At 60.5% G+C, this 23,426-nt stretch carries 19 protein-coding genes; 9 read left to right on the top strand and 10 right to left on the bottom strand.

Going from position 1 to position 23,426, the window contains the following annotated elements; all coding sequences use genetic code 11:
* Positions 1 to 151: 151 nt before the first annotated feature.
* Positions 152 to 1,948: a tannase/feruloyl esterase family alpha/beta hydrolase gene (locus tag GJ699_RS18880; protein ID WP_154379068.1), complete on the top strand. Its 1,797-nt coding sequence runs from the start codon at positions 152 to 154 to the stop codon at positions 1,946 to 1,948.
* Positions 1,949 to 2,014: 66 nt separating this feature from the next.
* On the opposite strand, the gene GJ699_RS18875 is transcribed toward GJ699_RS18880, so the two are convergent.
* From GJ699_RS18875 to GJ699_RS18855, 5 genes are all read right to left on the bottom strand, one after another.
* Entirely contained in the window at positions 2,015 to 5,173 is a 3,159-nt protein-coding gene (locus GJ699_RS18875; RefSeq protein ID WP_154379066.1) for a CusA/CzcA family heavy metal efflux RND transporter, read from the bottom strand.
* A 14-nt stretch (positions 5,174 to 5,187) separates the two neighbouring features.
* Positions 5,188 to 6,333 (bottom strand): efflux RND transporter periplasmic adaptor subunit, encoded by a 1,146-nt coding sequence (locus GJ699_RS18870; protein WP_229262170.1) that lies wholly within the window; start codon positions 6,331 to 6,333, stop codon positions 5,188 to 5,190.
* Complete coding sequence (locus tag GJ699_RS18865) at positions 6,323 to 7,555, bottom strand: TolC family protein (RefSeq protein ID WP_154379062.1); 1,233 nt, start codon at positions 7,553 to 7,555, stop codon at positions 6,323 to 6,325. The genes GJ699_RS18870 and GJ699_RS18865 overlap by 11 nt, the downstream gene beginning before the upstream one ends.
* A gap of 95 nt (positions 7,556 to 7,650) precedes the next feature.
* Positions 7,651 to 8,004, bottom strand: coding sequence for a hypothetical protein (locus tag GJ699_RS18860; RefSeq protein ID WP_154379060.1), 354 nt, complete (start codon positions 8,002 to 8,004; stop codon positions 7,651 to 7,653).
* Between the two features lie 63 nt (positions 8,005 to 8,067).
* The gene (locus tag GJ699_RS18855; RefSeq protein WP_154379058.1) at positions 8,068 to 8,331 is read right to left on the bottom strand and encodes a hypothetical protein; all 264 of its coding nucleotides are present in this window, start codon (positions 8,329 to 8,331) and stop codon (positions 8,068 to 8,070) included.
* Between the two features lie 136 nt (positions 8,332 to 8,467).
* On the opposite strand from GJ699_RS18855, the gene GJ699_RS18850 reads away from it, so the two are divergent.
* Together GJ699_RS18850 and GJ699_RS18845 are read left to right on the top strand one after the other, a co-directional pair.
* Positions 8,468 to 10,618, top strand: a complete 2,151-nt coding sequence (locus GJ699_RS18850) for a hybrid sensor histidine kinase/response regulator (RefSeq protein ID WP_229262169.1) — start codon at positions 8,468 to 8,470, stop codon at positions 10,616 to 10,618.
* 101 nt (positions 10,619 to 10,719) lie between these two features.
* Positions 10,720 to 11,301 (top strand): FxDxF family PEP-CTERM protein, encoded by a 582-nt coding sequence (locus tag GJ699_RS18845; RefSeq protein ID WP_154379054.1) that lies wholly within the window; start codon positions 10,720 to 10,722, stop codon positions 11,299 to 11,301.
* 4 nt (positions 11,302 to 11,305) lie between these two features.
* Here the strand turns inward: GJ699_RS18845 and GJ699_RS18840 are convergent, their stop codons facing one another.
* Positions 11,306 to 13,357, bottom strand: a complete 2,052-nt coding sequence (locus GJ699_RS18840; RefSeq protein ID WP_154379052.1) for a glycoside hydrolase family 43 protein — start codon at positions 13,355 to 13,357, stop codon at positions 11,306 to 11,308.
* Positions 13,358 to 13,374: 17 nt separating this feature from the next.
* The gene (gene galB / locus GJ699_RS18835; protein ID WP_229262168.1) at positions 13,375 to 16,035 is read right to left on the bottom strand and encodes a beta-galactosidase GalB; all 2,661 of its coding nucleotides are present in this window, start codon (positions 16,033 to 16,035) and stop codon (positions 13,375 to 13,377) included.
* A 112-nt stretch (positions 16,036 to 16,147) separates the two neighbouring features.
* Between galB and GJ699_RS18830 the strand changes: the two genes are divergently transcribed.
* The 6 genes from GJ699_RS18830 to GJ699_RS18805 all read left to right on the top strand — a co-directional run bounded on the left by GJ699_RS18830 (position 16,148) and on the right by GJ699_RS18805 (position 20,837).
* Positions 16,148 to 17,152 carry a LacI family DNA-binding transcriptional regulator gene (locus GJ699_RS18830; RefSeq protein ID WP_229262167.1) on the top strand — a complete coding sequence of 335 codons (1,005 nt, stop codon included), beginning with the start codon at positions 16,148 to 16,150 and terminating at the stop codon, positions 17,150 to 17,152.
* Between the two features lie 690 nt (positions 17,153 to 17,842).
* Entirely contained in the window at positions 17,843 to 18,145 is a 303-nt protein-coding gene (locus tag GJ699_RS18825; protein WP_154379045.1) for a hypothetical protein, read from the top strand.
* Between the two features lies 1 nt (position 18,146).
* Complete coding sequence (locus tag GJ699_RS18820) at positions 18,147 to 18,545, top strand: hypothetical protein (RefSeq protein WP_154379043.1); 399 nt, start codon at positions 18,147 to 18,149, stop codon at positions 18,543 to 18,545.
* 449 nt (positions 18,546 to 18,994) lie between these two features.
* On the top strand, positions 18,995 to 19,303 hold the full coding sequence (locus tag GJ699_RS18815) for a hypothetical protein (RefSeq protein ID WP_154379041.1): 309 nt from the start codon (positions 18,995 to 18,997) through the stop codon (positions 19,301 to 19,303).
* Positions 19,304 to 19,340: 37 nt separating this feature from the next.
* Positions 19,341 to 19,988 (top strand): hypothetical protein, encoded by a 648-nt coding sequence (locus GJ699_RS18810; RefSeq protein ID WP_154379040.1) that lies wholly within the window; start codon positions 19,341 to 19,343, stop codon positions 19,986 to 19,988.
* A gap of 252 nt (positions 19,989 to 20,240) precedes the next feature.
* Positions 20,241 to 20,837: a hypothetical protein gene (locus GJ699_RS18805; RefSeq protein WP_154379039.1), complete on the top strand. Its 597-nt coding sequence runs from the start codon at positions 20,241 to 20,243 to the stop codon at positions 20,835 to 20,837.
* 20 nt (positions 20,838 to 20,857) lie between these two features.
* Here the strand turns inward: GJ699_RS18805 and GJ699_RS18800 are convergent, their stop codons facing one another.
* Genes GJ699_RS18800 through GJ699_RS18790 form a run of 3 tightly spaced genes read right to left on the bottom strand, consistent with a single transcriptional unit; the run spans position 20,858 to position 23,422 of the window.
* The gene (locus GJ699_RS18800) at positions 20,858 to 22,276 is read right to left on the bottom strand and encodes a hypothetical protein (RefSeq protein WP_154379038.1); all 1,419 of its coding nucleotides are present in this window, start codon (positions 22,274 to 22,276) and stop codon (positions 20,858 to 20,860) included.
* On the bottom strand, positions 22,273 to 22,701 hold the full coding sequence (locus GJ699_RS18795) for an ExbD/TolR family protein (protein ID WP_154379037.1): 429 nt from the start codon (positions 22,699 to 22,701) through the stop codon (positions 22,273 to 22,275). The genes GJ699_RS18800 and GJ699_RS18795 overlap by 4 nt, the downstream gene beginning before the upstream one ends.
* On the bottom strand, positions 22,691 to 23,422 hold the full coding sequence (locus tag GJ699_RS18790; protein ID WP_154379036.1) for a MotA/TolQ/ExbB proton channel family protein: 732 nt from the start codon (positions 23,420 to 23,422) through the stop codon (positions 22,691 to 22,693). Before GJ699_RS18790 ends, GJ699_RS18795 begins: the two co-directional genes overlap by 11 nt.
* Between the last annotated feature and the right edge of the window lie 4 nt (positions 23,423 to 23,426).

Raw genomic sequence — 23,426 nt, 5'->3', positions numbered from 1 at the left:
CGATAGCTCGGCTCCGGTTAACCGGAGGTGTCGGCAGCGATAAGTAATTTGAAACGGTGAGCAGGCTTTAACGCAACCATGGCAAGGGTGCCGAGGCGGTAATCTGAGGCTGCAATCTTTTACTTACTTTAACAAAAACAAGGAGACTGTTATGACCGCGATAGCCTTACGCGGCGTGCCCCGTCACGTCCGCACATTTCTCACACACTTCACTGCCTGGCTGGCCATGTTGTTCATCGGCTCGCTGCTTGCCGCGTGCAGCGGCGGCGGCACGCGCAGCGATACTGGCACCACCACCGGTACCACGACCACCACGCCTGCCACCACCACGCTGAGCGTGGTGGCGCCGACCACCGATTGCAGCAAACTGGCCGCCATCGACATCACCGACATCGGCGGCGCCGGCAGCAGCATCGCTTCCGCCACCGTAGCCAGCGTCACCGTCAACGGCGTGGCGATCAGCTATTGCAACGTCAAAGGCACGCTGGCGCCGTCGAACACCTTCCAGGTGGCGCTGCCGGTCAGCACCTGGACCCAGCGCTTTGCCGCACTCGGTTGCGGCGGCCTGTGCGGCAACCTCAGCGATCCATCGGCGCAAAGCTCGTTCAGCTTCAGCTACAGCTGCCCGCTGGTACAGCAGGGCGGCTTCGTGACTGCAGCGACCGACATGGGCCACTCGGGCAATGCGTCGGACTGGACCACTGATACGCAAAAGCAGGCTGACTTCGCCTATCGTGGTCAGCACATCACCACGCTGGCTGCCAAGAAGCTGATCAAGGCTTACTATGGCCAGGAGCAGAAATATTCGTACTTCATCGGCTGCTCGGATGGCGGCCGCGAAGCCTTGATGGCCGCGCAGCGTTATCCTAACGATTACAACGGCATCATCGCCGGTGCGCCGGCCGCGCACTTCCAGGTGCAGAACTCGGTGTACCACGGCTGGAACGTGATCTCCAACAGCACCACAGGCAGCAGCGCCGGCAACGCCATCCTGTACAGTGACAAGATCGCCATCCTGCACAAAGCCGTACTGGCCTCGTGCGGCGATACGCCGGACGGCCTGATCAGCGATCCGCGTGCCTGCCAGTTTGAAGTGGCCTCGATTGCCTGCGCGGCCGGCGCCACCGATACCAGCAAATGCCTGACCGCGGCGGAAGTGGCGGCCGCCGGCAAGATCTATGGCGGTCCGGTGGACGCCAGCACCAGCGCGCGGCTGCAGGCTGGCCGTCCGTTGTATGGTTCGGAATACAGCTGGCCGGGCGTGGAAGCCCCGACCACCTCCAGCTCGACCGGCACGCCGGTGCCGGTCACTAGCGGCGTGTTCAGCTACAACATCGTCACCGGCGCGTACAACCTGATCTTCACCGGCACGCCGAGCAAACCGAATATCGATACCTTCGGCTACACCGACAGCAGCTTCTACCAAACCTACCTGGCCGAGAACCATCCGCTGTACGACGCCACCAATCCCGACCTGTCGGCGTTCAAGAAAGCCGGCGGCAAGCTGATCCTGTGGCATGGCTGGGCCGACCAGCACATCTCGCCGGCCTACACCATTGCCTACTACGAAGCGATGCAGACGCAGATGGGCAGCAGCAGCGTGGATGAATTCAGCCGCATGTACCTGGTGCCCGGCGTGGCGCATTGCGGTGGCGGCGAAGGCCTGGACAGTATCGACCTGGTATCGAAAATCACCGGCTGGGTGGAGCAGAGCACCGCACCATCGTCGGTCATGACCTACAAGCTGAGCAGCGCTGGCGCCGTGACCTCATCGCGTCCGGTCTATCCATACCCCGCAGTGGCCAAATACAACGGCACTGGCGATTGGCACGATGGCACCAACTACAGCAGCGACGCCGCCCGCTACAACGTGCGCACACCAGCGTGGGCCGGCTCCTTCCTGTACACCCCATACAGCCCGAAAGTACAAGGCGTCGCCGCCCCATAAGCCCAAACACCTGCGCTACGGCCGTGCCCGTGTCCACTTCGGGGTCAGGCACCGAAGTGGACATTTTTATGCACTACGGCCGTGGTCGTGTCCACTTTCGGGGTCTGACCCCGAAGTGGACATTTTGTAGAGTAACGGTAGCAGCAGCAGGGTGAGGGCGGTTGAGGATAGTATGCCGCCGATGACGACGGTGGCGAGCGGGCGCTGGACTTCGGCGCCGGTGCCGGTGGCCAGGGCCATCGGGATGAAGCCGAGGGAGGCGACCAGGGCGGTCATCAAGACAGGTCGTAGTCGGCTGAGGGCGCCGGTGTTGATCGCTTCGTTCAATGGCATGCCTTGCTCGCGTAGTGCGCGGATGGAGCTGATCATTACCAGGCCGTTCAGGACTGCGACACCGCATAGGGCGATGAAGCCGATTGCTGCGGAGATTGACAGGGGAATGCCGCGTAGCGCCAGCGCGATGATGCCGCCGGTTAGCGCGAATGGGATGCCGGTGAATACCAGTAAGCCATCCCGGATGTTGTTGAACATGACGAATAGCAGTGTCAACACCAGAACCAGCGCCAGCGGTACGACGATCTGCAACCGGCGTGTGGCCGATTGCAGTTGTTCGAAGGTGCCGCCCCATGTGGTCCAGTAGCCGGTCGGGACTTTTACCTGGGCGGCGATGGCTTGTTCGGCTTCGGTGACGAAGCTGCCGAGGTCGCGGCCGCTGACGTTGGCGCTGACCACTAGCCGCCGCTTGCCGTTTTCGCGGCTGATCTGGTTGGGGCCGGGGGCGAAGGTCAGTGTCGCTACTTCGGCCAGCGGGATGTAGGCGGTGGCCGCGCCAGTCTGCGCTGGCAACGGGATCGGCAGCCGGCGTAGTGCGTCCGGATCGCTGCGCAGGTTTTCCGGCAGCCGCACCAGGATGGCGAAGCGGCGGTCGCCTTCGAACATGGTACCGGCTTCACCTCCGCCGGTGGCGATGGCCAGCGCTTCCTGCACGTCGGCGATGTTGAGGCCGTAACGAGCGGTTTTTTCGCGGTCGATCTGGACCGTCAGCATCGGCAGGCCATCGGTCTGTTCGGCCTTGACTTCGCTGGCGCCCGGAATGCGTTGCAATACGCTGGCGATCTGTTGGCCGGTGGCGGCCAGCACGTCCATGTCGTCGCCGTAGATTTTGACCGCGACGTCGCTGCGCACGCCGGAGATCAGTTCGTTGAAGCGCAGTTGGATCGGTTGCGAGAATTCGTAGGCGTTGCCGGGGTATTGTTCGGCTTCGTGGCGAATGGCGGCGATCAGTTCGTCTCGGCTCTTGCGTGGGCGCGGCCAGTCGGCTTCCGGTTTGAACATGATGTAGCCGTCCGAGATATTCGGTGGCATCGGGTCGGAGGCGATTTCGGCGGTGCCGGTGCGGGCGAAGATGCGCTCGATTTCGGGAAACTTGGCTTTGAGCCCGGCTTCCAGTTTCTGCTGCATTTCCAACGACTGGCTGAGGCTGGTTCCGGGGATGCGTACCGCCTGGATGGTGATGTCGCCTTCGTTCAGGCTGGGCACGAATTCACTGCCGAGGCGGGTGGCCAGCAGGCCGCACAGTACGATCAGGACCACGGCGCCGGTCAGCACCGGCTGGGCGTTGGTCATGACTTTGCGCAGCAGCGGCGCGTAGGCGTCGCGCGCCATGGTCATCAGGCGATTTTCCTTTTCCGCCACGCGGCGGCCGATGAACAGGGCGACGGCGGCCGGAATGAAGGTGATCGACAAGATCATCGCCCCCAACAGTGCAGCCACCACGGCAAACGCCATCGGATGGAACATCTTGCCTTCGACACCACTCAGCGCGAAGATCGGCAGGTAGACCACCATGATGATCAACTGTCCGAACAGCAGCGGCCGGCGCGCCTCGCGCGCGGCGGCGTAGACTTCGTCAAAGCGTTCGCGTTGCGTCAGTTCGCGTTGCACTTGCTGCTGCGCGTGGGCCAGCCGGCGGATGCAGTTTTCAACGATGACCACCGCGCCGTCGATGATGATGCCGAAGTCCAGCGCGCCCAGGCTCATCAGGTTGGCGCTGATTTTGTATTGCACCATGCCGGTAAAGGTGAACAGCATGGACAGCGGGATCACCAGCGCGGTAATCACGGCCGCGCGCAGGTTGCCGAGGAAGAGGAACAACACGGCGATCACCAGCAACGCGCCTTCCAGCAGATTGTTGCGGACAGTGTTGATGGCTTTGTCGACCAGCACGGTACGGTCGTATACTGGCACCGCTTTGACGCCGGCCGGCAGCGAGCGGTTGACGTCGACCATGCGCCGCGCCACCGCCTGCGATACGGTGCGGCTGTTCTCTCCGATCAGCATGAACACGGTGCCCAGCACTACTTCGCGGCCGTTTTCGGTGGCGGCGCCGGTACGCAGTTCGCGGCCGAGCGCCACTTCGGCAACGTCGCGCACGCGCACCGGCACGCCCTGGACGTTGTGCAGGATGGTGTTGCGGATGTCGTCCAGCGCGCGCACCTGGCCGGGCGCGCGGATCAGGAATTGCTCGCCGCGCCGTTCGATGTAGCCGGCGCCGACGTTGCTGTTGTTGCGGTCAATGGCGTTGACCACGTCGCGCAGGCTGAGGCCGTAGGAGCTGAGCTTGAGCGGATCGGGCGTGATGTGGTACTCCTTGGCGTATCCGCCGATCGAGTTGATTTCGGTCACTCCGGCCACCTGGCGCAACTGTGGCTTGACGATCCAGTCCTGGATTTCACGCAGATCGGTTGGCGTGTACGGCGTGCCGTCGGCTTTCTTCGCGCCGGGCTCGGCCTCCACCGTCCACAGATAGATTTCGCCGAGGCCGGTGGAAATCGGTCCCATGGCCGGCACCACTCCGGGCGGCAGGTTTTGCTGCGCTTCCTGGATGCGCTGGTTGACCAGCTGGCGCGCGAAGTAGATGTCGGTGCCGTCCTTGAATATCACCGTCACCTGCGACAGGCCGTAGCGTGACAGCGAACGGGTCTGCTCCAGCTGCGGCAGGCCGGCCATCACGGTTTCGATCGGGTAGGTGACGCGCTGTTCGATTTCCAGTGGCGAGTAGCCATTGGCGCTGGTGTTGATTTGCACCTGCACGTTGGTGATGTCGGGTACGGCGTCGATCGGCAGCTTCTGGTATTGCCAGACGCCGATGGCGGCCATCGCCAGCACGGCCAGCATGACCAGCCAGCGGTGTTCGATGGCGTTGCGGATAATGCGTTCAAACATGGTCGTGTCCTCGCTCAGTGTTCATGGCTGGCGCCGTCTTTGCCTTGCTCGGCCTTGAGCAGGAAGCTGCCGGCGGCGGCGTAGGCGGTGCCGGCGCTGAGGCCGTCGACGATTTCGGTCAGCTTGCCGTCGCTGCTGCCGGTTTTGACCGGTTGGGCGCGGAAGCCTTGCGCCACCTGGACGTAGACCACGCTCTTGCCTTCGACTTCGCGCACCGCTTCGGCGGCGACGGCGACCGGCACCTGGCGTTCGCCCTGCGTCATGCTGGCATTGACGAACAGGCCGGGCCGCCATGCCTGGTCGGGATTGGCGATCACCACGCGCACCTTGGCGCTGCGGGTCTGCTCGCCCAGCAGGTTGCCGACGTAGCTGACCTTGCCGGTGGCGGTGGAGTGGGTGGCGGGTGAGGTGATGGTCATGCTGGCGCCGACGCGCACGGTTTCGAGGTCGCGCGGCGTCACCGCCAGTTCGATCCAGACGCTGGACAGGTCGGACAGCAGGAATACGTTGGCATCTTCCTTCACCGCTTCGCCCAGCGCGATGTGTTTTTCCACCACTTCGCCATCGAAGGGCGCGCGCAGTATGTAGCGGTTGAGCGGGCCGTCGCTGTCGGCGGCGCCCAGCGCGGCCAGCTTGGCGCGGGTGGTCTGGGCTTCAATTTCTGCCTCGCGCAGCGCGGTCTGGGCTTGCAGATAATCCTGCTCGGCGGAGATTTTGTCTTGCCACAGTTTGTGCTCGCGCTGATAGGTGGTCTGCGCCAGCGTCAACCTCTTTTGCGCTGCCAGCGAGGCGCTGCGCAGGTCGGCCAGCAAGGTGCTGGAAATTACCGCCAGCACTTGGCCTTTCTTGACGCGCTGGCCAAGGTCGGCCGATACCGACTCGGCCACGCCGGGCATGCGCGGCACGATGTGGGCGGTGAGGTCGTCGTTGAAGCGCACTTCGCCCGGCAACTGGATTACATTGCCCATGCTGGCCGAACCGGCTTTGGCGATAACGATGCCGGCGCTCTGGATTTGTTGCGGGCTCATGGCGATGATGCCGTCGTCTTCGGCGTGGTCTGCGGCGGCGTCAACCGGCGCGGCGGCGGGTTTCCACAGCAGGATGGCGGCGGCGAGCGCGAGGCCGATCAGCGCGATCAGCACGGATACTTTAGTCTTCATGGCGGGTTCCTGGTAATGCGACATAGCGCTGCAGATCGGCCAGCGCGCGGTGACGGGTGGAGAGGGCGCTCAGGTATTGGGCGCGGCTCTGGAACAGGGTGCGTTGGGCGTCCAGCACGTCGATGAAGCCGAACTTGCCCAGCTCGAAGCCGGTGACGGCGGCGTCGAAGGCGCTTTGCGCGGCCGGCAGGATGTCGGCGCGCATGACGGCGATCTGCTGATCGGCCAGTGTGACGCGCTGATAGGCGTCGGCCAAGGCTTGCGTGGTGTGCAGGCGCGCCAGTTCGGCTTCGGTGCGTGCCTTGTCGACCCGGCGCAGCGCGGACAGCATATTGCCCTGGTTGCGGTTGAACAGCGGCAGCGGCACCGAGATGCCGACCACGGTTTGCGTCAGCGTCGACTGCTGGTCTTTCTTGCTGCCGACGGTCAGCGTCAGGTCGGGGTGGCGTTCGGCTTTGGTCAGATTCAGTTGGGCTTCTTCGCGCGTGATCTGCTGGCGGGCACGTCGCAGTTGCGGCGAGGTGTCCAGGCTGGCCTGCAGTTGTGCCAGTGGCGGCAGCGCGGCTGGTTCGCTGTCCGGTGCTTGCAGCGCATCGTCCAGCGGCGCGCTGCTGCCCCAGAACGCGGCCAGCCGGCGCCGGGCCTGCGCGGCGTCGGCCTCGGCTTGCGATAGTTCCAGCTGCGCGCCGGCTTCGGCCACGCTGGAGCGGGTCTGTTCCAGCGGCGAGATCTTGCCGGCGGCGACACGGCGGCTGGCGGCATGGGTGGCCTTGCTTGCCAGTTGCAGCGATTGCCGCGCCAGCGCCACATGTTCCTGCGCGGTCAGCGCTTGCAGGAAGGCGGCGCTGACCTCGGCGCGCAGTGTGGCACGCACTACGCCGAGGTCGGCTTCGGCCAGTGCCTGGTCTTGTTCGGCCAGTTGGATGCGGGCGCTGCGCTTGCCGCCCAGTTCCAGTGGCTGGCTGAGCTGGATGGTGTCGGTGCGGTTGGCGCTGCTCATGCCTTCGCGCAGCAGCGACAGTTCGGGATTGGGGCGTAGGCCAGCCTGCTCGCGCGCGCCATCGGCAATGGCGACGTCAATCGCGGCGGCGCGCAGTTCGGGGCTGGTGGACAGGGTGCGGGCAACGGCCTGCTCCAGCGTCAGCGTTTGTGCGCTGGCGCGCACGGGGAGGCACTGCGCCAATAGCACAGCCGCTCCCATGATGAAAAATCGGGATTGCATGGATGACTCCGAAAATACGGGACGAAGAAATCCGGCGGCGCATAGCCAACGCGGCCTGGTTCAGGCGCGAATGTAGGGAGATGAAACCGCCGGGCTTAAGCGGTTTTATGCCACTGGGGGCGTTCTGGCGGTGCGGTGTAGCGGGAGGAGGGAATGGCCACGCTGGCAAGCGGTGCGGCATTGGCAAAGTGTGGTGGTGCGATGCCGTCCAGGCTGTCTATCGACAAAGTGCCGTGGGCGCAGGAGGCGCAGTGCGTGTGGGGCGAACTTTTCTTGGCGTCCGGCGAGCTGTCCTGCTGCGCCACTGAATGGCCGTTGTCGCTATCCGGATGATGACCGAGATGCTGCGCCGCGCTGCCGCTCTCGTGCATGCAATACGCCGCCAGCACGCTCCAGCTGAACTGCAGCGCGAGTAAGGTAATCAGCAGGAGAACGGAGCGACGTAACATCGGCGCAGTATAGCATGCGACAGAAACGCCCCGCGTGGCGGGAGCGTTTCCATGCGGCGTTGATTAACGGCCGCTTTGTGGAACGGCGCCCGGCGTTTGCACGTTGTCCATGAACTCGCGGGTGTCCACCTTGTTGTCTTCGGATGGCGCGCAGCTCTTCTTCATCAGCGCGCCTAGCGGGGCGTCAACCACGCGATTGCATTTGGTGGCGGCGGCGACCTTGGTGCCGTCGGCATTGTCGGCTTGCGGTTCGGGGCTGGCACAACCGCTCAGCGCCACGGCGATCAGGCTGGCGAAGACGAAATGAGCTACGGAAAAAGCTTTCATGCGTGTTACCTTTCATAATATTGACTAACTGTTGAATGTTATCATTGGTAAAAAAGCATGTGTGTAATTTCCGCCAATCTTCTTCCTTATGGCCTATCGTCCCCGTTTTAGCTTTTCTCTGCGTTACCTGCTCATCATGCTCACCGCGATCGGCCTGCTGCCGCTGGCGTTGCTGGGGGCGTGGAGCATCCACACCGTCAGCGAGTTTCAGCAGCGCGAACAGGAGCGGCTGATGCTGGATCTGGCGCGCGCGCTCAGCAGCGCCGCCGATGCCGAACTGGATGGCGTGGTGTCGACCCTGGCCAGCCTGGGCCGCGCGCCATCGCTGCAACAAGGTGATCTGCGTGGTTTTTATAACGTAGCAAGCGCATTGGCGCAGTCGCAGCCGGACTGGCTGGGTGTGATCCTCACCGACCGCGACGGCAAGGTACTGTTCCGCACCATGGATGCTTACGGCACGCCGGTCACCAGCGTGGCCGATCCCGACAGCTTGCGCGCGGTGCTGGCCACGCGCGAGCCGGTGGCCGGGCGTATCGCACGCGGTGGTCGCGGCCGGGCGGCGTTCCCGGTGCGGGTGGCGGTGACCACCGCTGACAGCGCGCTGTACACCCTGACGGCGGTGATCCTGCCCGATCGCATGATGCGTCTGGTTGAACGCCAGCAGGTGCCACACGGCGCTGTCACCACCATCCGCGATAGCGGACGCGCGGTGGTGGCGCGTTCGCAGAACCAGCAAGGCACGGTGGGCCTGCCACCCAGCGCGTCGCTGACGGAGCTGATGCGCCTGACTGGCGCCGAAGGCGTCGGCCGTGCCCGCACCAGCGAGGGCCAGGAGATGACCACCGCTTACACCACCTTGTCGCGCTTTGGCTGGGCGGCGGTGGTGGGGCGTCCGGCCGAGCAGCTGTATTCGGCCGGGCTGCAAAGCCTGGGTGTGTATGGCGCCGGCATTCTGGTGTCGCTGGTGATGTGCATCGTGCTGGCGTCGCTGCTGTCGCGGCGGCTGGTGTCCACCATCAACGCCCTGCAGCACAGCGCCGCTGCGCTCGGTTCGGGTGCGCCGCTGACGCTGGCACCGTCGTCGATCACGGAAATCGAAGCCATCGGCAAGGAGCTGGTGCAGGCCGAGCGTCAGCGCAGCGAGCATGAGCGCGAACGCGATCAATTGCTGGCGTCGCTGAATCAGGCGCTGTCCAGCCACCAGGCGGCGCTGGCCGAGGCGCGCCAGGCTGGCCGCGCCAAGGATGAATTCCTGGCGGTGCTGGGCCATGAGCTGCGCAATCCGCTCAGCCCCATCGTCACCTCGCTGGACTTGCTGGACCGGCGCGACGACCCGTCCAGCCGCAAGGAACGCGCCATGATGCGGCGCCAGGTGCAGCACTTGCGGCGGCTGGTGGATGATCTGTTGGATGTGTCGCGCATCAGCAGCGGCAAGTTCGAGCTGGAGAGCCAGGTGGTCAATCTGGCCGAGGTGGTGCGGCATGCGGTGGCGGTGGCGCCGGGCCAGCGATTAACGTTGGCAGCACCGGTCGCGGTGTGGGTGATGGGCGATGAAAGCCGCTTGACGCAGGTGTTGAACAATCTGCTCTCCAATGCCGAACGCTTCGGCAGCAGCGCCACCCAGGTGATGCTGACCGCCGATGCCCACGAGGCGCGGCTGGTGGTGATCGACAATGGTATCGGCATGAGCGTGGAGCTGTTGGCACGGGTGTTCGAACCGTTCCAGCAAGCGCCGCAATCGCTGGCGCGCCGTACCGGCGGGCTCGGATTGGGATTGGCGATTGTGCGCCAGATTGTCGACCTGCATGGCGGCCGCGTCAGCGCGTCCAGTCCCGGACCGGGCGAGGGCAGTCGCTTTGAAGTGGTGTTGCCGTTGACCGCGCAGCGCGCCGCAGTGCCGGCGCTGGAGGGGACCGACGGCGTTACCAGCCTGCAGGTGCTGCTAGTGGACGACAATGTGGACGCGGCCTCCACCTGCGGCACGCTGCTGGAGTTGATGGGGCATCAGGTGCGGGTGGCGCATAGCGCGGCCGGCGCGCTGGCGCTGCTGTGGGAGCGTAAGCCGGATGTGGCCATCCTCGACATCGGCCTGCCGGACATGGATGGTTACGCGCTGGCGCGCGCGATGCGCGAGGCGGCGTCCGGTGCACCGCTGCGGCTGGTGGCGCTGACCGGCTACGGGCAAAAGGAAGACATTGAGCGCGCCTATGAAGCCGACTTCGACCTGCACTTGACCAAGCCGGCTACCTTGGCGGACCTGCAGCGCGCCACGGCGCCTGTGGCATGACTTGTTGCATGATCGCGATAGAATTTTTCTAACGGCAATTCCACTAGCTTCATCCGTGATATCTTCCTGATACTTTAATAATAAAACCCAGGGGAGATATCATGAACTTTGCTCGTAAAGCTTTCGCTGCCGCCGCTTTCGCTGTCGTTTCCGCTTCCGCTTCCGCCACCCTCATCACGTTTGACGATATCGTCGCAGACCCATATGGCAGCCCGATCGCCAATGGTTATGCCGGCCTCGACTGGGACAATTTCTACGCACTGCCTGGCCTGGGGGCATATACCACCAGTCCGGGTTATGGCAACGCCGTAGTCAGCCAACTGAACACCGCGTTTAATGGCTTTGCCAATCCGGCGACGTTCTCCAGCAGCACTGGCTTCAGCCTGATGTCATTGTACGTGACCAAAGCCTGGAACGACGGCACGACCCACTTCGATGGCTATGTCAACAATGTGCTGACTTATTCGATGGACGTCTACTCGACCACCGCTGGTCCGACCTATGTCACCTTCAGCGGCTGGAACAACCTGAGCAAGGTGGTGATGTCGGACGGTGACGGCAGCGCGCAATCTGCGGTTGACAACATCAGCATCAACGCCGTGCCGGAGCCTGAAACCTATGCCATGCTGGTGGCCGGCCTGGCCATGCTGGGCTTTGCCGCGCGCCGCAAGCAACAGGGCTGAGGCGCTATTCGGCCCTGGCCGCCGTCGCTGTCCACAGGAAGCGCACGCCGTCGCTGCCATCCGGGATGGGACCAGGGCTGTCCGCGATCAGTGCGCCGCTTTGCGGATGCACGCGCAGGTAGAAATTAGTCAGCAGCGACATCAGCAGCAGTTCGCCGGTGGGCGTTTCCATCCACTGGAAACTTTGCGCCACGCCCGGACCGGGTCTTACGGCCTGTAGCGTGGCGCTACCATTCAAGCCGATGCTGAGGTAATTGCCGTCCGCCGCTTGCAGCGCCACCCGGCCTAATCCCATGTTCTGCACCGTGAAGTTGAGCGGCTGCGCCGGCGCGCGTCCGGTCGCCGCTTTCAGCTGGATGCGCTGGTCGTACGGGATGGCGCGCATCAGGCCGCGCGGGTAGGGCTGATAGAGGTCGAAGCTGTTGAAGTCCGCCATGCCGCCATTCTGCTTCCCGGTGTTGTAGGCGAACAGGCCGTAGCGCACGCCCTGGAAGGTGGTGAGCTGGAAGATCATGGTGAACTCGTCGCCGATGGACTGGAAGTTCTGGCCATCCAGCGAATAGCTGAAGCGCGCCTTCTCGGTGAGGAAGTCGCATTCGGCACGCAGCCATACGCGGGTAGCGGCAAGCGGCACGCGCACGGTCTGGTTACGCGCCTGGTCGAACAGGGCCAGCGACAGCTTGCTGTTTTTGCGCTCCACGCCCAATGTGGCGTAGGGCAGGTTGAGCAGGGCCAGGCCGGCGACGTCGTTGTCCAGCAGGCCCGCCACATCGATCGCCACCGTCGGAGACGACATCGGCCCGATGGCGCGTTGGGTCAGCGTGTTGCGCGCGTCCCAGAAACTGTCGGCGTGCAGCGCGTGCAGGCGCAGGAAGCCGGGGCGCTCGCTGAGCGACCATTTATCGTCCACCGGCGCGTGGTTCCACTGCCATAGCGGCTTGAGCGCAGGCTCGGTAAAGTCGTCACTGCGATCGAACGGCGCGCGTATCTGCTGCGACTCGGTGGTGCGCGGCTTGATCCAGGTACGCGGATTGCGTCCCAGATTGCCGGGCAGGCCGAAATACGGCCAGCCGTCTTTCCATGTGATGGGCGCGAGGCTGAGCAGGCGGCCCACCGAGTTATAGTCCATCATCGAGAAGCCCCACCATTCGCCAGCCTCGGTCAGCACGATGCCGCCCTGGTGCATGGCGGTGGCGTCGCGCGAAGCAGGATTGGGCGGCGTCACCTCGAACGGATATTTGTTGTTCTTCAGCCGGTAGCCGCCCACCAGGCCGAAGCCCTCATCCTTGCTGATGGCCTGATTGACTTCGTACGGTCCAAACACGTGCGTGGCGCGCGCGGCCGGCATGCGGAAGCCGCCAGCGTAGTTGGCGCTGATGATGTAATAGCGTCCGGCTATCTTGTAGAAGTGCGCGCCTTCGCCCATGCCTTCGTTTTTTGAGAAAATCACCTTTTCGGTGTTGGGCACCAGGTCCAGCAGATCGTCGGTCAGCTGGGCAATGTGCAGGTCCTGATGGCCCCACACCACGTATGCCTTGCCGTCATCGTCGAACAGCACGGACAGGTCGTGCAGGCTGCGCTTCATCTCCCAATGCGTCCACGGTCCTTTCGGATTGATGGCGGAGTAGATCTGCGTGCCGCGGCCATTGACGTTGGTGAAGATGTAGAACACGCCGTTGCGGTAGCGCAGGCTGGGCGCCCAGATGCCCTGGCCGTAGATGTTCTTGCCGTCCTCCAGACGGTAGGCCGGGCCGAAGTCCAGCTTGTCGGCGGCGTAGCCGAGCAGCTCCCAGTTGACCAAGTCTTTGGAGCGCAGTATCGGCAGGCCGGGCATGGCGTGCATGGTGGTGCCGGTGAGGTAAAACCATTCTCCGACCCGTATCAAATCGGGATCGGAGAACTCGTCATAGAACAGGGGATTGGTGAAGGTGCCATTGCCGTTGTCCGGGGTCCAGGTGCGGAACGACAGACCGGAGTCTGGGCGGGGCTCTTGTTGTGCGCTGGCGTTGAAGCTCAGCGTGGCCAGCATCACGGCGAACAGCATGACTCTCTTCATCGTTTCCCCTGTCGTTTTTATTTGCTGCGCAATTGTACCTCCGCCTCGCGCAGACCCGGCGCACTGGCGCGTACCGTGATGGCGCCGCGCTGTCCCGGCTTGGCGCGCACGATGGCCAGCACCAGGCCATTGAAGGCCGCGCGCTCGCTGGACTTGAACGATTCCAGATTGGTCGGATCGCCGTTGTCGGTGGCCACCAGTTCACCGGCGCCTTCCACCGTGAAGCGGATGCGCTGATCGGAGCGCGGCGCGGTGACGCCATTGGCGTCGGCAACGCGCACCGTGATGAAGGACAGATCCTGGCCATCGGCGGCGATAGTGCTGCGGTCGGCCTTCGCTTCCAGCACGGCCGCCGCCTGCGCGGTCTTCACGCTGTCGCGCGCCCACTCCTTGCCGTTCTTGTAGGCCACCACGCTGATCTCGCCCGGCTCGTACACCACGTAATCCCAGCGCAGACGGTACTCGTAGGGCGCCTTCTTCTTGCGGCCTTGCGATTTACCGTTGACGAACAGCTCGGCCTCGTCGCCGGAAGTGAACAGGTGCACCGGCGTGACTTCGCCCACGCGCTCCGGCCAGGTCCAGTGCGGCAGCAGGTGCGCCAACGGCAGCTCCGGACGCCAACGTGCCTGATACAGGTAGTAGCGGTCTTTCGGGAAGCCGGCCAGGTCGATGATGCCGGAATACGAACTGCGCGCGCCGTAGTAGGGTGTGGGCTCGCCCAGATAATCGAAGCCGGTCCAGACGAATTCGCCCGCCACATAAGGGTTCTGGTCCTGCGCAGCCCACGAGCGGTCGGCCGAGCTGCCGAAATCGGCGGCGAACAATTCGTAGGCGCTGACCTGCTGGCGTTTCGGATCGCCGCCCACGCCCGGCCGCACCGGCGCGCTGCTCACGCCCGGCACCGGGAACTGATACTCGCCACGGCTACTCAGCGCGGACGCGCTTTCGGTCGACAGTATCATCTTGTCCGGGAACTTCTGATGGAAGTTGGGGAACTGGCCGGGCAGGCTGCGGATGCCGGCGCCTTGATAATTCAGGCTGATCACGTCGAGCGTGGCCGGCAGCGGGAAGTCCGATTTGGCGTAGTTCATGGCGTTGGTGACGGGGCGCGTTGGGTCTTCTTCCCGCGCGATGCTGAGCAGCCGCTTGCTGATCGCCGCGCCAGCCTCGCCGGTGTACTGCTCGCCGACCTCGTTCCCAGCGCTCCATAGAATGATGGACGGATGATTGCGGTCGCGCCGCAGCATGGCGCGCAAGTCCTGTTCGTGCCAGTCGGGGAAGATCAGGTGGAAGTCGAGCGGGGTTTTCTTGCGCTCCCACGAATCGAACACTTCATCCAGCACCAGTATGCCCATGCGGTCGGTCAGCTCCAGCAGCTCCGGCGCCGGCGGGTTGTGGCTCATGCGGACCGCATTGGCGCCCATCTCCTGCAGTATCTGTAGCTGGCGTTCGGCGGCGCGCACGTTGAAGGCCGCGCCCAGCGCGCCCAGGTCATGATGGTTGTTGACGCCATTGATCATGATCTTCTCGCCGTTGACGAACAGCCCTTCGTTGGCGTCGAAGCGCAGCGAGCGGATGCCGAACGGGGTTTCTTGCGTGTCGATCGGCTTGCCGTTGCGGCTAACCGTCGTCACGGCGACATAGCGGTGAGGGCGCTGCTGCGGCAGCGGTCCCCACAGACGGGGATTGGTCATGCGTGCCGCCGCGTTGACGGTGGCGCTGGCGCCGGCCGCCACGCTCATACGCTGCACTGGCAGCGTCGCCACCGCCGCGCCGGTGCGTTTGCCATCGTCGCCCAGCGCGTAAAGCTGGGTGGACACTTCCAGCGCGGCCGCATCTTTGCCATCGTTATCGACAGTGACGGCCAGTTCCACCTGCGCGGCTTCGCGCGACACCTGCGGCGTGCGCACCACCGCGCCCCAATGCGCGACATGGACTGGATCGGCCACAGTCAGCCACACATTGCGGTACAAGCCGGCGCCCGGATACCAGCGCGCCGATTCGGCCGGATTATCGAGCCGGATCGCCAGCTGATTGACGCCGCCCGGCGTGACATACGGCGTCAGATCAAGGCGGAACGAGTTGTAGCCATACGGCCAACCGCCCACCAGCCGGCCGTTGAGCCACACACTGGCATATGACATGGCGCCATCGATATCGAGGAAGATGGACTTGCCCTTGTCGCGCGCCGGAATGTCCAGCTTCTTGCGATACCAGGCCGGTCCCCAGGTTTGCAGCCGGCCCATGCCGCCATACGGACCTGTGGCCAGGAACGGGCCTTCGATGGCCCAGTCGTGCGGCAGCGTGACGGCGCGCCAGCCGGCGTCATTGAAGTCCGCGCGCAGCAGCGGTGGCGACACCGTTGGATCGGTGGCTGGACGCGGCGTGCGTTTGCTTGGATCGGCCATGAAGGCATTGCCACTGGCGAGTATCCACGGCTTCAACAAACCTTCGACGGGGCGCTGGACCTTTTCCGCTTCATCCGGCCGCGCATCGGCTACCTTGCCGTCCGCGCTTTGCTTGATGTCCGGCCGCACGTCGTATTGCAGCTGCTCGCTATAGCCCTGCGGATCGCCGCGCTGGAAGCGCCAGCCGTCGTTGATGGAATGGCGGTCGGCGGCATGGGCCGCCAGCGTCAGGCCCAGCAGGCCCACGCCTATATAGCGATGCGTATTCAATCTGTCTCCTGATTTCATGTAATGGTAGCGCAATCATTTTGAAGTGTAGGCAGTTGTGGTAGGGATGTCAATTGGATAGAATGATTACGCAATCAACATGATGAAAGAAAAGATGCCAGCAACCCCTGTCACCCTGATCGATGTCGCCAAGGCGGCTGGCGTATCACCGATTACCGTATCCCGCGCGCTGAACGAGCCGCAACTGGTGCGACCGGCCACGCTGGCCAAGGTGCAGGAAGCCGTCAAGCGCACCGGTTACGTCAAAAACATGCTGGCCGGCGGCCTGGCCTCCAGCCGCAGCAAACTGGTGGCGCTGGTGCTGCCCACCATCTCCACCCAAACCTTTGCCGACATGGTGCAGGGCGCCACCGACCGCCTGACGGCGGCCGGCTACCAACTGCTGCTGGGTATCGTTGGCTACGAAACCTGGCGCGAAGAGATCCTGGTTGAGACCATCCTGAGCCGACGTCCGGACGGCGTCATCCTCACCGGCTCGCTGCACACCGACAGCACGCGCCAGCGCCTGCAGCAAATCGGCACACCGGTGGTGGAGGCCTGGGATCTGACCCCGCACCCGATCGACATGGCAATCGGCTTCTCACACGAAGAAGTCGGCCACGCCTGCGCCCAGCATCTGCTGAAGCAGGGCTACCGCAAATTCGGCATGCTGACCGCCAACGACCCGCGCGCCGGCCAGCGTACGCAAGGCTTCCAGGTCGCGCTGGCCAAGCAAGGCGTCAACGTGATCGCCTCGCACGTGGTGCAAGCGCCGGGCGCGCTGCCGCTGGGCCGCAAGGGCGCGATACAGTTGCTGGACACGCATCCGGAACTGGACGCCATCTTCTGCAGCTCCGATACGTTGGCGCACGGCGTGCTGATCGAAGCACAAAGCCGTGGCCTGCGCGTGCCGCAGGATCTGGCCATCATGGGCTTTGGTGATTTGAATTTTTCGGAGTACACCAACCCGCCGCTGTCGACCGTAAAAGTAGACGGCGCCCGCATCGGCGCACTGTCAGCCCAAGCGCTGCTGGACCGGTTGAGCGGCAGCGGCGAAACCGCATCCGCCGAGCGCGTACTCAACACCGGCTTTGAGCTGATACAGCGTGGCAGTACCTGACGCCTCACGATGTGCCTCCTGAAGAGCTCGTGAACGCGCCTATCATGTATTTGGACGGTAAGAACGACAACTGGGAAAGGCCGCCAGAGGAAGTGCGCTATCTTTAAACAGCAAACATCTTCAACCGGCTAGAAAAGCGGCCGCATCAATTCGTTAGGAAGAAAAAATGCAATGCATCAACTTCCGTAGCATGCTTAAATTTTTCGCTGTGGCGGTGTTCATTTCGGGATGTAGTACACCTCAAAAAATGAGCACTGACCAACTCACCTCAATCGGGGTCCGCACTGGAAATACCTATTGGTCTGTAAAGCAGAAACTGGCAAGCAGCGGCTATCAATGCTTTGTAAGTGGAGCGAAGAGAGAGAACTTCGATTGTACAAAGAAGGAAGGATTTTTTCCTTCGTGTCTTCTTCGTATTGAATTCAAAGTTGACGAGTCGAATGCCGTATCAAGCTTAAGCGTCGCCGAACCGGCTTGCATTGGAACCCCTTGAAGTCTGACTTCGGCCAATTGCGGACGATTATGATATATTGCTAATTCGCTATTTATAGCAAGTTCCGCCGCTTCATAAAACTACCGACAATGACTGCACGAAAAACCTTGGAGAGGTCAAGCTTCGAAGCATACCTATCTGAATGTTCGCATTTGCACGAGAACGCTGCATCTGACGAAGCATTGCGGAACGAGCTCGTGAAACGTTTTCCGTTTCCGGTGATGCTCAAGGTTTCTTACCCTGAGCTTGATTTTGCGAATCGTTGGTGCTGGCAAAAGTTTGGGCCGAGGGACGGCGAGTGTTCTCAGGTTCATTCCGAGTATCGAACCTGCTTTAATTCGGAACCGCATCAGCATTCTGGAACTTGGACCTCTAACTGGTTCGAGAAGGTCGACTATGACTTTGGATTCAACGAATGGTACTTTTCGAGCATTGGTGACAGAGATATGTTCATCGCGGGACTTGATGAAATGAATTGGGGAGAAAACTATTCAAGGTGATTTGCCAAAAACTGCGATCCAACGGGGGGCTGTAGCACTGCTGATTTTAGACGTTGGGCCAAAGGAAGAAATGCGGATGTTCGTTTGGTTTAAATCGAAGACGAGCGCCGAGCAGAAGACAACTGTTCCAGTCACGACTCTTGAAAAATTTGTGAGGTTAGAAATGCACTTCGTCACGATCTTAAGTATCGTAGGCTCAACTGTTGCGATGGCTGGCTTTGCTTGGCAAAAGCAATGGTTACCATCGTTGATTTTCGCCTTTTCGCTAAGCCACACAATTTTCGATAAGGTATTTCCGGTTTTTCTACCTGAGCATTTGGTCACTGGATTTTCTGTCATCTCTCTAGCCTTGACGATGATTTTTTGCTGGCAGACTTTTTATCGCAAAAGAGTCACCTAGCGGCCAAAAGCGGACAAAAATTACTCAATAGCTCTATTACCTCAAATGATTTTGATTCATAGTAACCGTCAATTCGAATTCAACGTTTCCAATTCTCAGTTTAAGGGAGTATTTGTTCTAAATGCTGAAAAGCGAGCTGAACTGCGAAAGCTGGTTGAGTCCGAGCCCGAAGACTGGTACTTGGACCAAGCGGGCGAGCGGCTTCCAGCAGATCAGTTATTTCAGGCATCGCCGTGGAGCATGCAGACAGCACAAGAGCACATCAAGATATTGAATAGATCTTTGGACCTTGAGACAGGAGATGCATTGTTTAATGTACATGATTCGTATGCCGGTGAATGGTTTCGATGGCTTAGAGACAAATCTTTGCCAGAATAATTGGATTCGACAGCAACCGGCCAGAAGCTGCCGTCTCCGAATAATTTTTCTAACTTTCAATCCTAAGTACTATGCCACTGAAGCCAGTATCGAGAGCATCGATTTTAATTAATTATGTAGTCTTGGCAGGAGTATTGATATATTTTGTCAAAGGCGCGGTTTTGGGCAAGTTGGCTCTTCCAGGAAGTAAGGGTACTTTAATTTTGAGTGGACCACTTCTGTGGTTGGCTTGTTTATCTCCGTTTTTCTTCCTTGCCATGACTGCCGTCCGATTCGAAATGTCGATAGATTTGAGTGAGCGGACACGTAAAACGCTAACTGCCGTACTTGCCGTTTTAGGTTTCCTATCTTTCTTCATCTCTGCTGCTGGGATGGCTTAAATCGGCCAAAAACGGACTGTGACCGCCCTCGATTCATATGAAGAATAAATACACTCTGATATCTTTTCTAGCCTTGCTAATCTCATTCTCCGGTTGCGTTGGCTATGACCTGTCTTGGAAGCCAATTGAAGGCGCCGGGCCGTATCTCTCTGAGGGAGTATTTGCCAAAGCCTTTCAGAAATGTGAACAGCGGTTAATGGATGGGGCACCGCAATGCCGTATTGCGTTTGAAGATGAATTTGGAAATAAGCAGGAGGTGTTTCATGATTTGGTCAGCGAGTTGGATAGGCTCGTTTTGAAAATACCTGAATCCAACACATGGGGCAGAACTAGGAGCGTACCCGTTGAAGTAAAAGTTCCGTATAAGCTTTTTCTAGTTACGATATCGCCGATTATCATCATCGCAGTTCCTGCGCCCCAATTAAAAACTGAGGCCTGCTGGAGCGATGCGCCGAGAGGGCAATGTTTACGCTCATATACCGCTTACAATAATGGATATTCGCTGTCAAATTCCATTCCGATTGTAGATGGAAGTGTGTGGCTGTCCCCCGCAACCACAAAATCAGTTCATCCTATTCCAAGTGGCGTAGACGAATACGCATTCCCACTGGACGGCATCGACGCAAAATTAATTCAGGAAGATGGCATCTGGAAGTTTTTCCGAAAACGACATGAACGTCATTGACGCATACTAGCGCATCTGACCGGCGGCTTTGGGGCGATAGCGGACTTCGGGAAGTTGAAATTTTCATGAAAGTATACGAATAAATTGAAATTTTTATTTGAAATTTTAAAATACTTGTCGACCACGATTGCTATAATTTTTGGTATCTATATCGGTGTAAGTGCGTTCCCTGAACCAATGTTCTAAAACCATGTCGTATATAAGAACTATGAAATTTGGTCTGATCGACCAATTCCACCTCAAATTAATCAGGTGCTTGATGATGTCAGCCGACGACTTGCTACGTCTGATTTACTGGAAAAGGATAGCCGTTTCAAGATTTTCTTTTGTAACTCTTCATGGCGGCTATGGCTATACGGTCAGCATTTCAGCGATCAGGTGGGTGCCGATGCTGACACATCGATAACACGTAATATCTATGTTCGAGAATCGGACATCGCATCAAACCGAATGATTGCGCCGGGAGGGGGCTCTCTTGCAGATCCTGTTCATCGGCCACTCTCCTATTTCATCGCTCATGAAGCGGCGCACATTCTTGTAGCACGACAGTTTGGACGGTTGGTCAGCTTCCAATATCCACAGTGGTTGATGGAAGGTTATGCGGACTATGTGGGAAAAGGCGGGGACTTTGATTTCGATGAAAATTACCACCTTTTCCGAATTAATAGTCCTCTGATGGATTTCCAGCAAAGCGGTTTATATCGAGGTTTTCATCTTCGGATTTCGTTGCTTCTCGATAAACAAGGCCAGACGGCACGACAGATCTTTAATCATCCTGCAAGCGAAAAGCAGATTGGTGAGCTATTGGAAAACTTCGCAAAATTATCAAATTCTGCTTCCGATAAATAGTTCATCGCTCGATTGCCTGTTTATTTCGTCAACACTAATGAGAAAAACGTGCGTGAGGGGCCGTTCGCTAACTTGAAAAATATCTTGTTGCGGCCTTTCTTGAAGCGCACTTTGCGTTTTCCCTCGGTCATGTTGAAATCACGTGCGTAGGTGTTCTGCGTGTCGTAAAGGTCGCGCCAGAACGATGTTTTGTTGATGTTGCCGCCCGCCCAAACCTGCTCGTCGTTGAGCCATATCTGGGCATCGTCGTCAGCACCTATCCACATCGTCAGGAGCTGTTCGCGGTCTAGCATGAGTTCGGTATAGCCGTAGTACACGGCGTCTTCGGCGAAGTCGGGTGGCACTAGCGGATAGCTGTCGGCGTTGAGGTAGCGCCACTTCACCACACGATTTTCCTTGCCTCGGTAGGCGGCGTCCAGCACGACGCCATCTTCGGGCGGATAGCGATAGTTGGAAAAGAGTCCGCTGCCATGTTTGCCTTCAAACGGCCCGATCAGATACCAGCTGTTGACGTACACGCGGTTGGCGAATTCGCCTTCGCGGCCCAGCATGCGGCCAAAGCCTTTGTGCATGGTGGCGGCATCGACCGCTGGAATTTGGCCCACCCCGGGGTTGAAGATCCGCTCGCCATTTTGGTAGTAGTGCTGTGAGGCGTCTTTGGGAAGCGCAAGATCACGATTGATAAATTTTGCGATGCGTTCGACGAGCTCGCCTTCGTTGCGGCCAGGCGTGGCGCTGACTTGACCATCTTTGGCCTGTTCTCCGTTGGCGCCGCTTTGGACTGCGTTTTCGTGATCGCCACTGCCGTATGCGCTGCCCGATTTGCTCCCCGGTGGTTGTACGGCAACGCCGTTCATGCGCCGCTGCAGATCCTGTTGCCGTTGCGCTAGCGATGCCCGCGCACGCTTTTCAAGCAGCTCGATCTCGGTCGCCAGCTGTTCTGGTGTCGCGGTCTCCGCTGGAGCTGGAGCTGCTGCCGGCGGCGGGACATCAAGTTGCTTAAGCGCTTGCTCTTTCGAGATACCGTCAATGCGTGCGAGCTCATCAGCCTTTAGGCGCTTTTCCACCTCATCGATAGACGCGGACAATTGTCTGGCCTCCGCAAGCAATTCGGTCGGCGCCTTCGGCAGCGAGGTGGCGGTGAAATTCGTTTGGTCTTGGCGCGTATCGGACGCGCGGCCACTCTGTTCCAGCAAATCGTTAATCTGCTTCATGTCGAGCACGCGCTTTTCCATGCTCGACTGCTTCGATAATTCGGCGCCAGCGTGCACCAGCTGCTGTTGCCGTGTCAGCTCGATCCGGTAAGAGCCGAAGTAGTAGCACAGCGCAATCAACGCGGCATGTACCGTCAGCGACACCATGATGAAGATGTGCCGCTTGGCCAGCTCGGCGAGACGGCGCGGCGGCGGTGACCATTGATCAACGGAGCCGAGCTTCATTGCGCGCTACGCGTGTGCATGGAGATATTGGTCAGCCGCTCGAATTGGCACAAGTCGAGCACGTGTACGATGTCCTGATACTTGGCTAGTTGGTCGCCATCAATGCGTATCCGCCGTCCTGGATTGGCGGCCGCTTCCTGCTTGAGGCGGCCATGCAGGATCTGAGTCGACACCGGCGCGCCGTCGAGAAACATTTTGCCGTCCTGGTCGACGCCGATGACGAGCGGCGGTGGTCCGGATTCACCCGGCTCAAGACTCACCTGGGAGACGGGCAGTGTTACCGGCAACTCGGGCTGCTTCTTCAGATTGGTCGGCTGTTTGAACGAGGTCGCCACCATGAAGAACATCAGCAAGAAGAAAATGCAGTCGATCAGCGCGATCAGCCCGATTTCCGGCTGTTCGTCTTCGCCCAGATTAATTCGCATGCGACACCATATGCAAATACTGCGCTGGGGCGTCCTGTCCAAGGAACCATTCGTTGATCAGGCCGCTGAGTTTTTTTTCCAGCGCCAAGCCGAAAAACGCCTGGCGATTTTTGAGGTAGTGGTGCATGCCCAAGGCTGGTAGCGCCACGCACAGGCCGCAAGCGGTGTTGATTAACGCCTTCGATATGCCGCCCGCCAGCAAGGCCGGATTGCCCATGCCGTCGGAGAAGGCGATCACATGGAATGCTTCAATCATGCCGACCACGGTGCCCAACAGGCCGACAATCGGGGCGACCGTCGCCACAATCGCCAACGCATAGGCTTTTTGCTGATGATGGCGTAATTCGATCGAGGCGAGGTCGCCGGCGCCGCTGCTGACGACGGTGTATCCGTGGTGCCGATGCGCGACAACGTAGGCGATGGCGCGGGCCAGGGTACTGTCCTGTTCGGCCAGCAGTTGTTGCAGCTTGCCGAATTCCTGCGCCGCCCATAGCGGTTTGACGCGCTCGATCAGTCCGTCGGGCACAATGTGTCGGGGGCGGAAATGGACCAGGCGCTCGATGGTGACGGCGAGGAACAGTATCGATAATCCGAGCGTCAACAAAATGGCGCCACCGCCATCAGCGACTTGCTCGATCATGTTGAAGTCGGCGCCTAGCGTGGCGTTGTGGACGGCGAGGGCAGCTAAAGCCCATGGCGCGGTGATGTAAAGTTTGCGCATACTG

This window comes from Duganella guangzhouensis (assembly GCF_009674535.1).
GTDB lineage: Bacteria > Pseudomonadota > Gammaproteobacteria > Burkholderiales > Burkholderiaceae_D > Rugamonas > Rugamonas guangzhouensis.
Note: the sequence above shows the minus strand (reverse complement) of the source record. Positions and strands in the feature narration are given on the sequence as shown.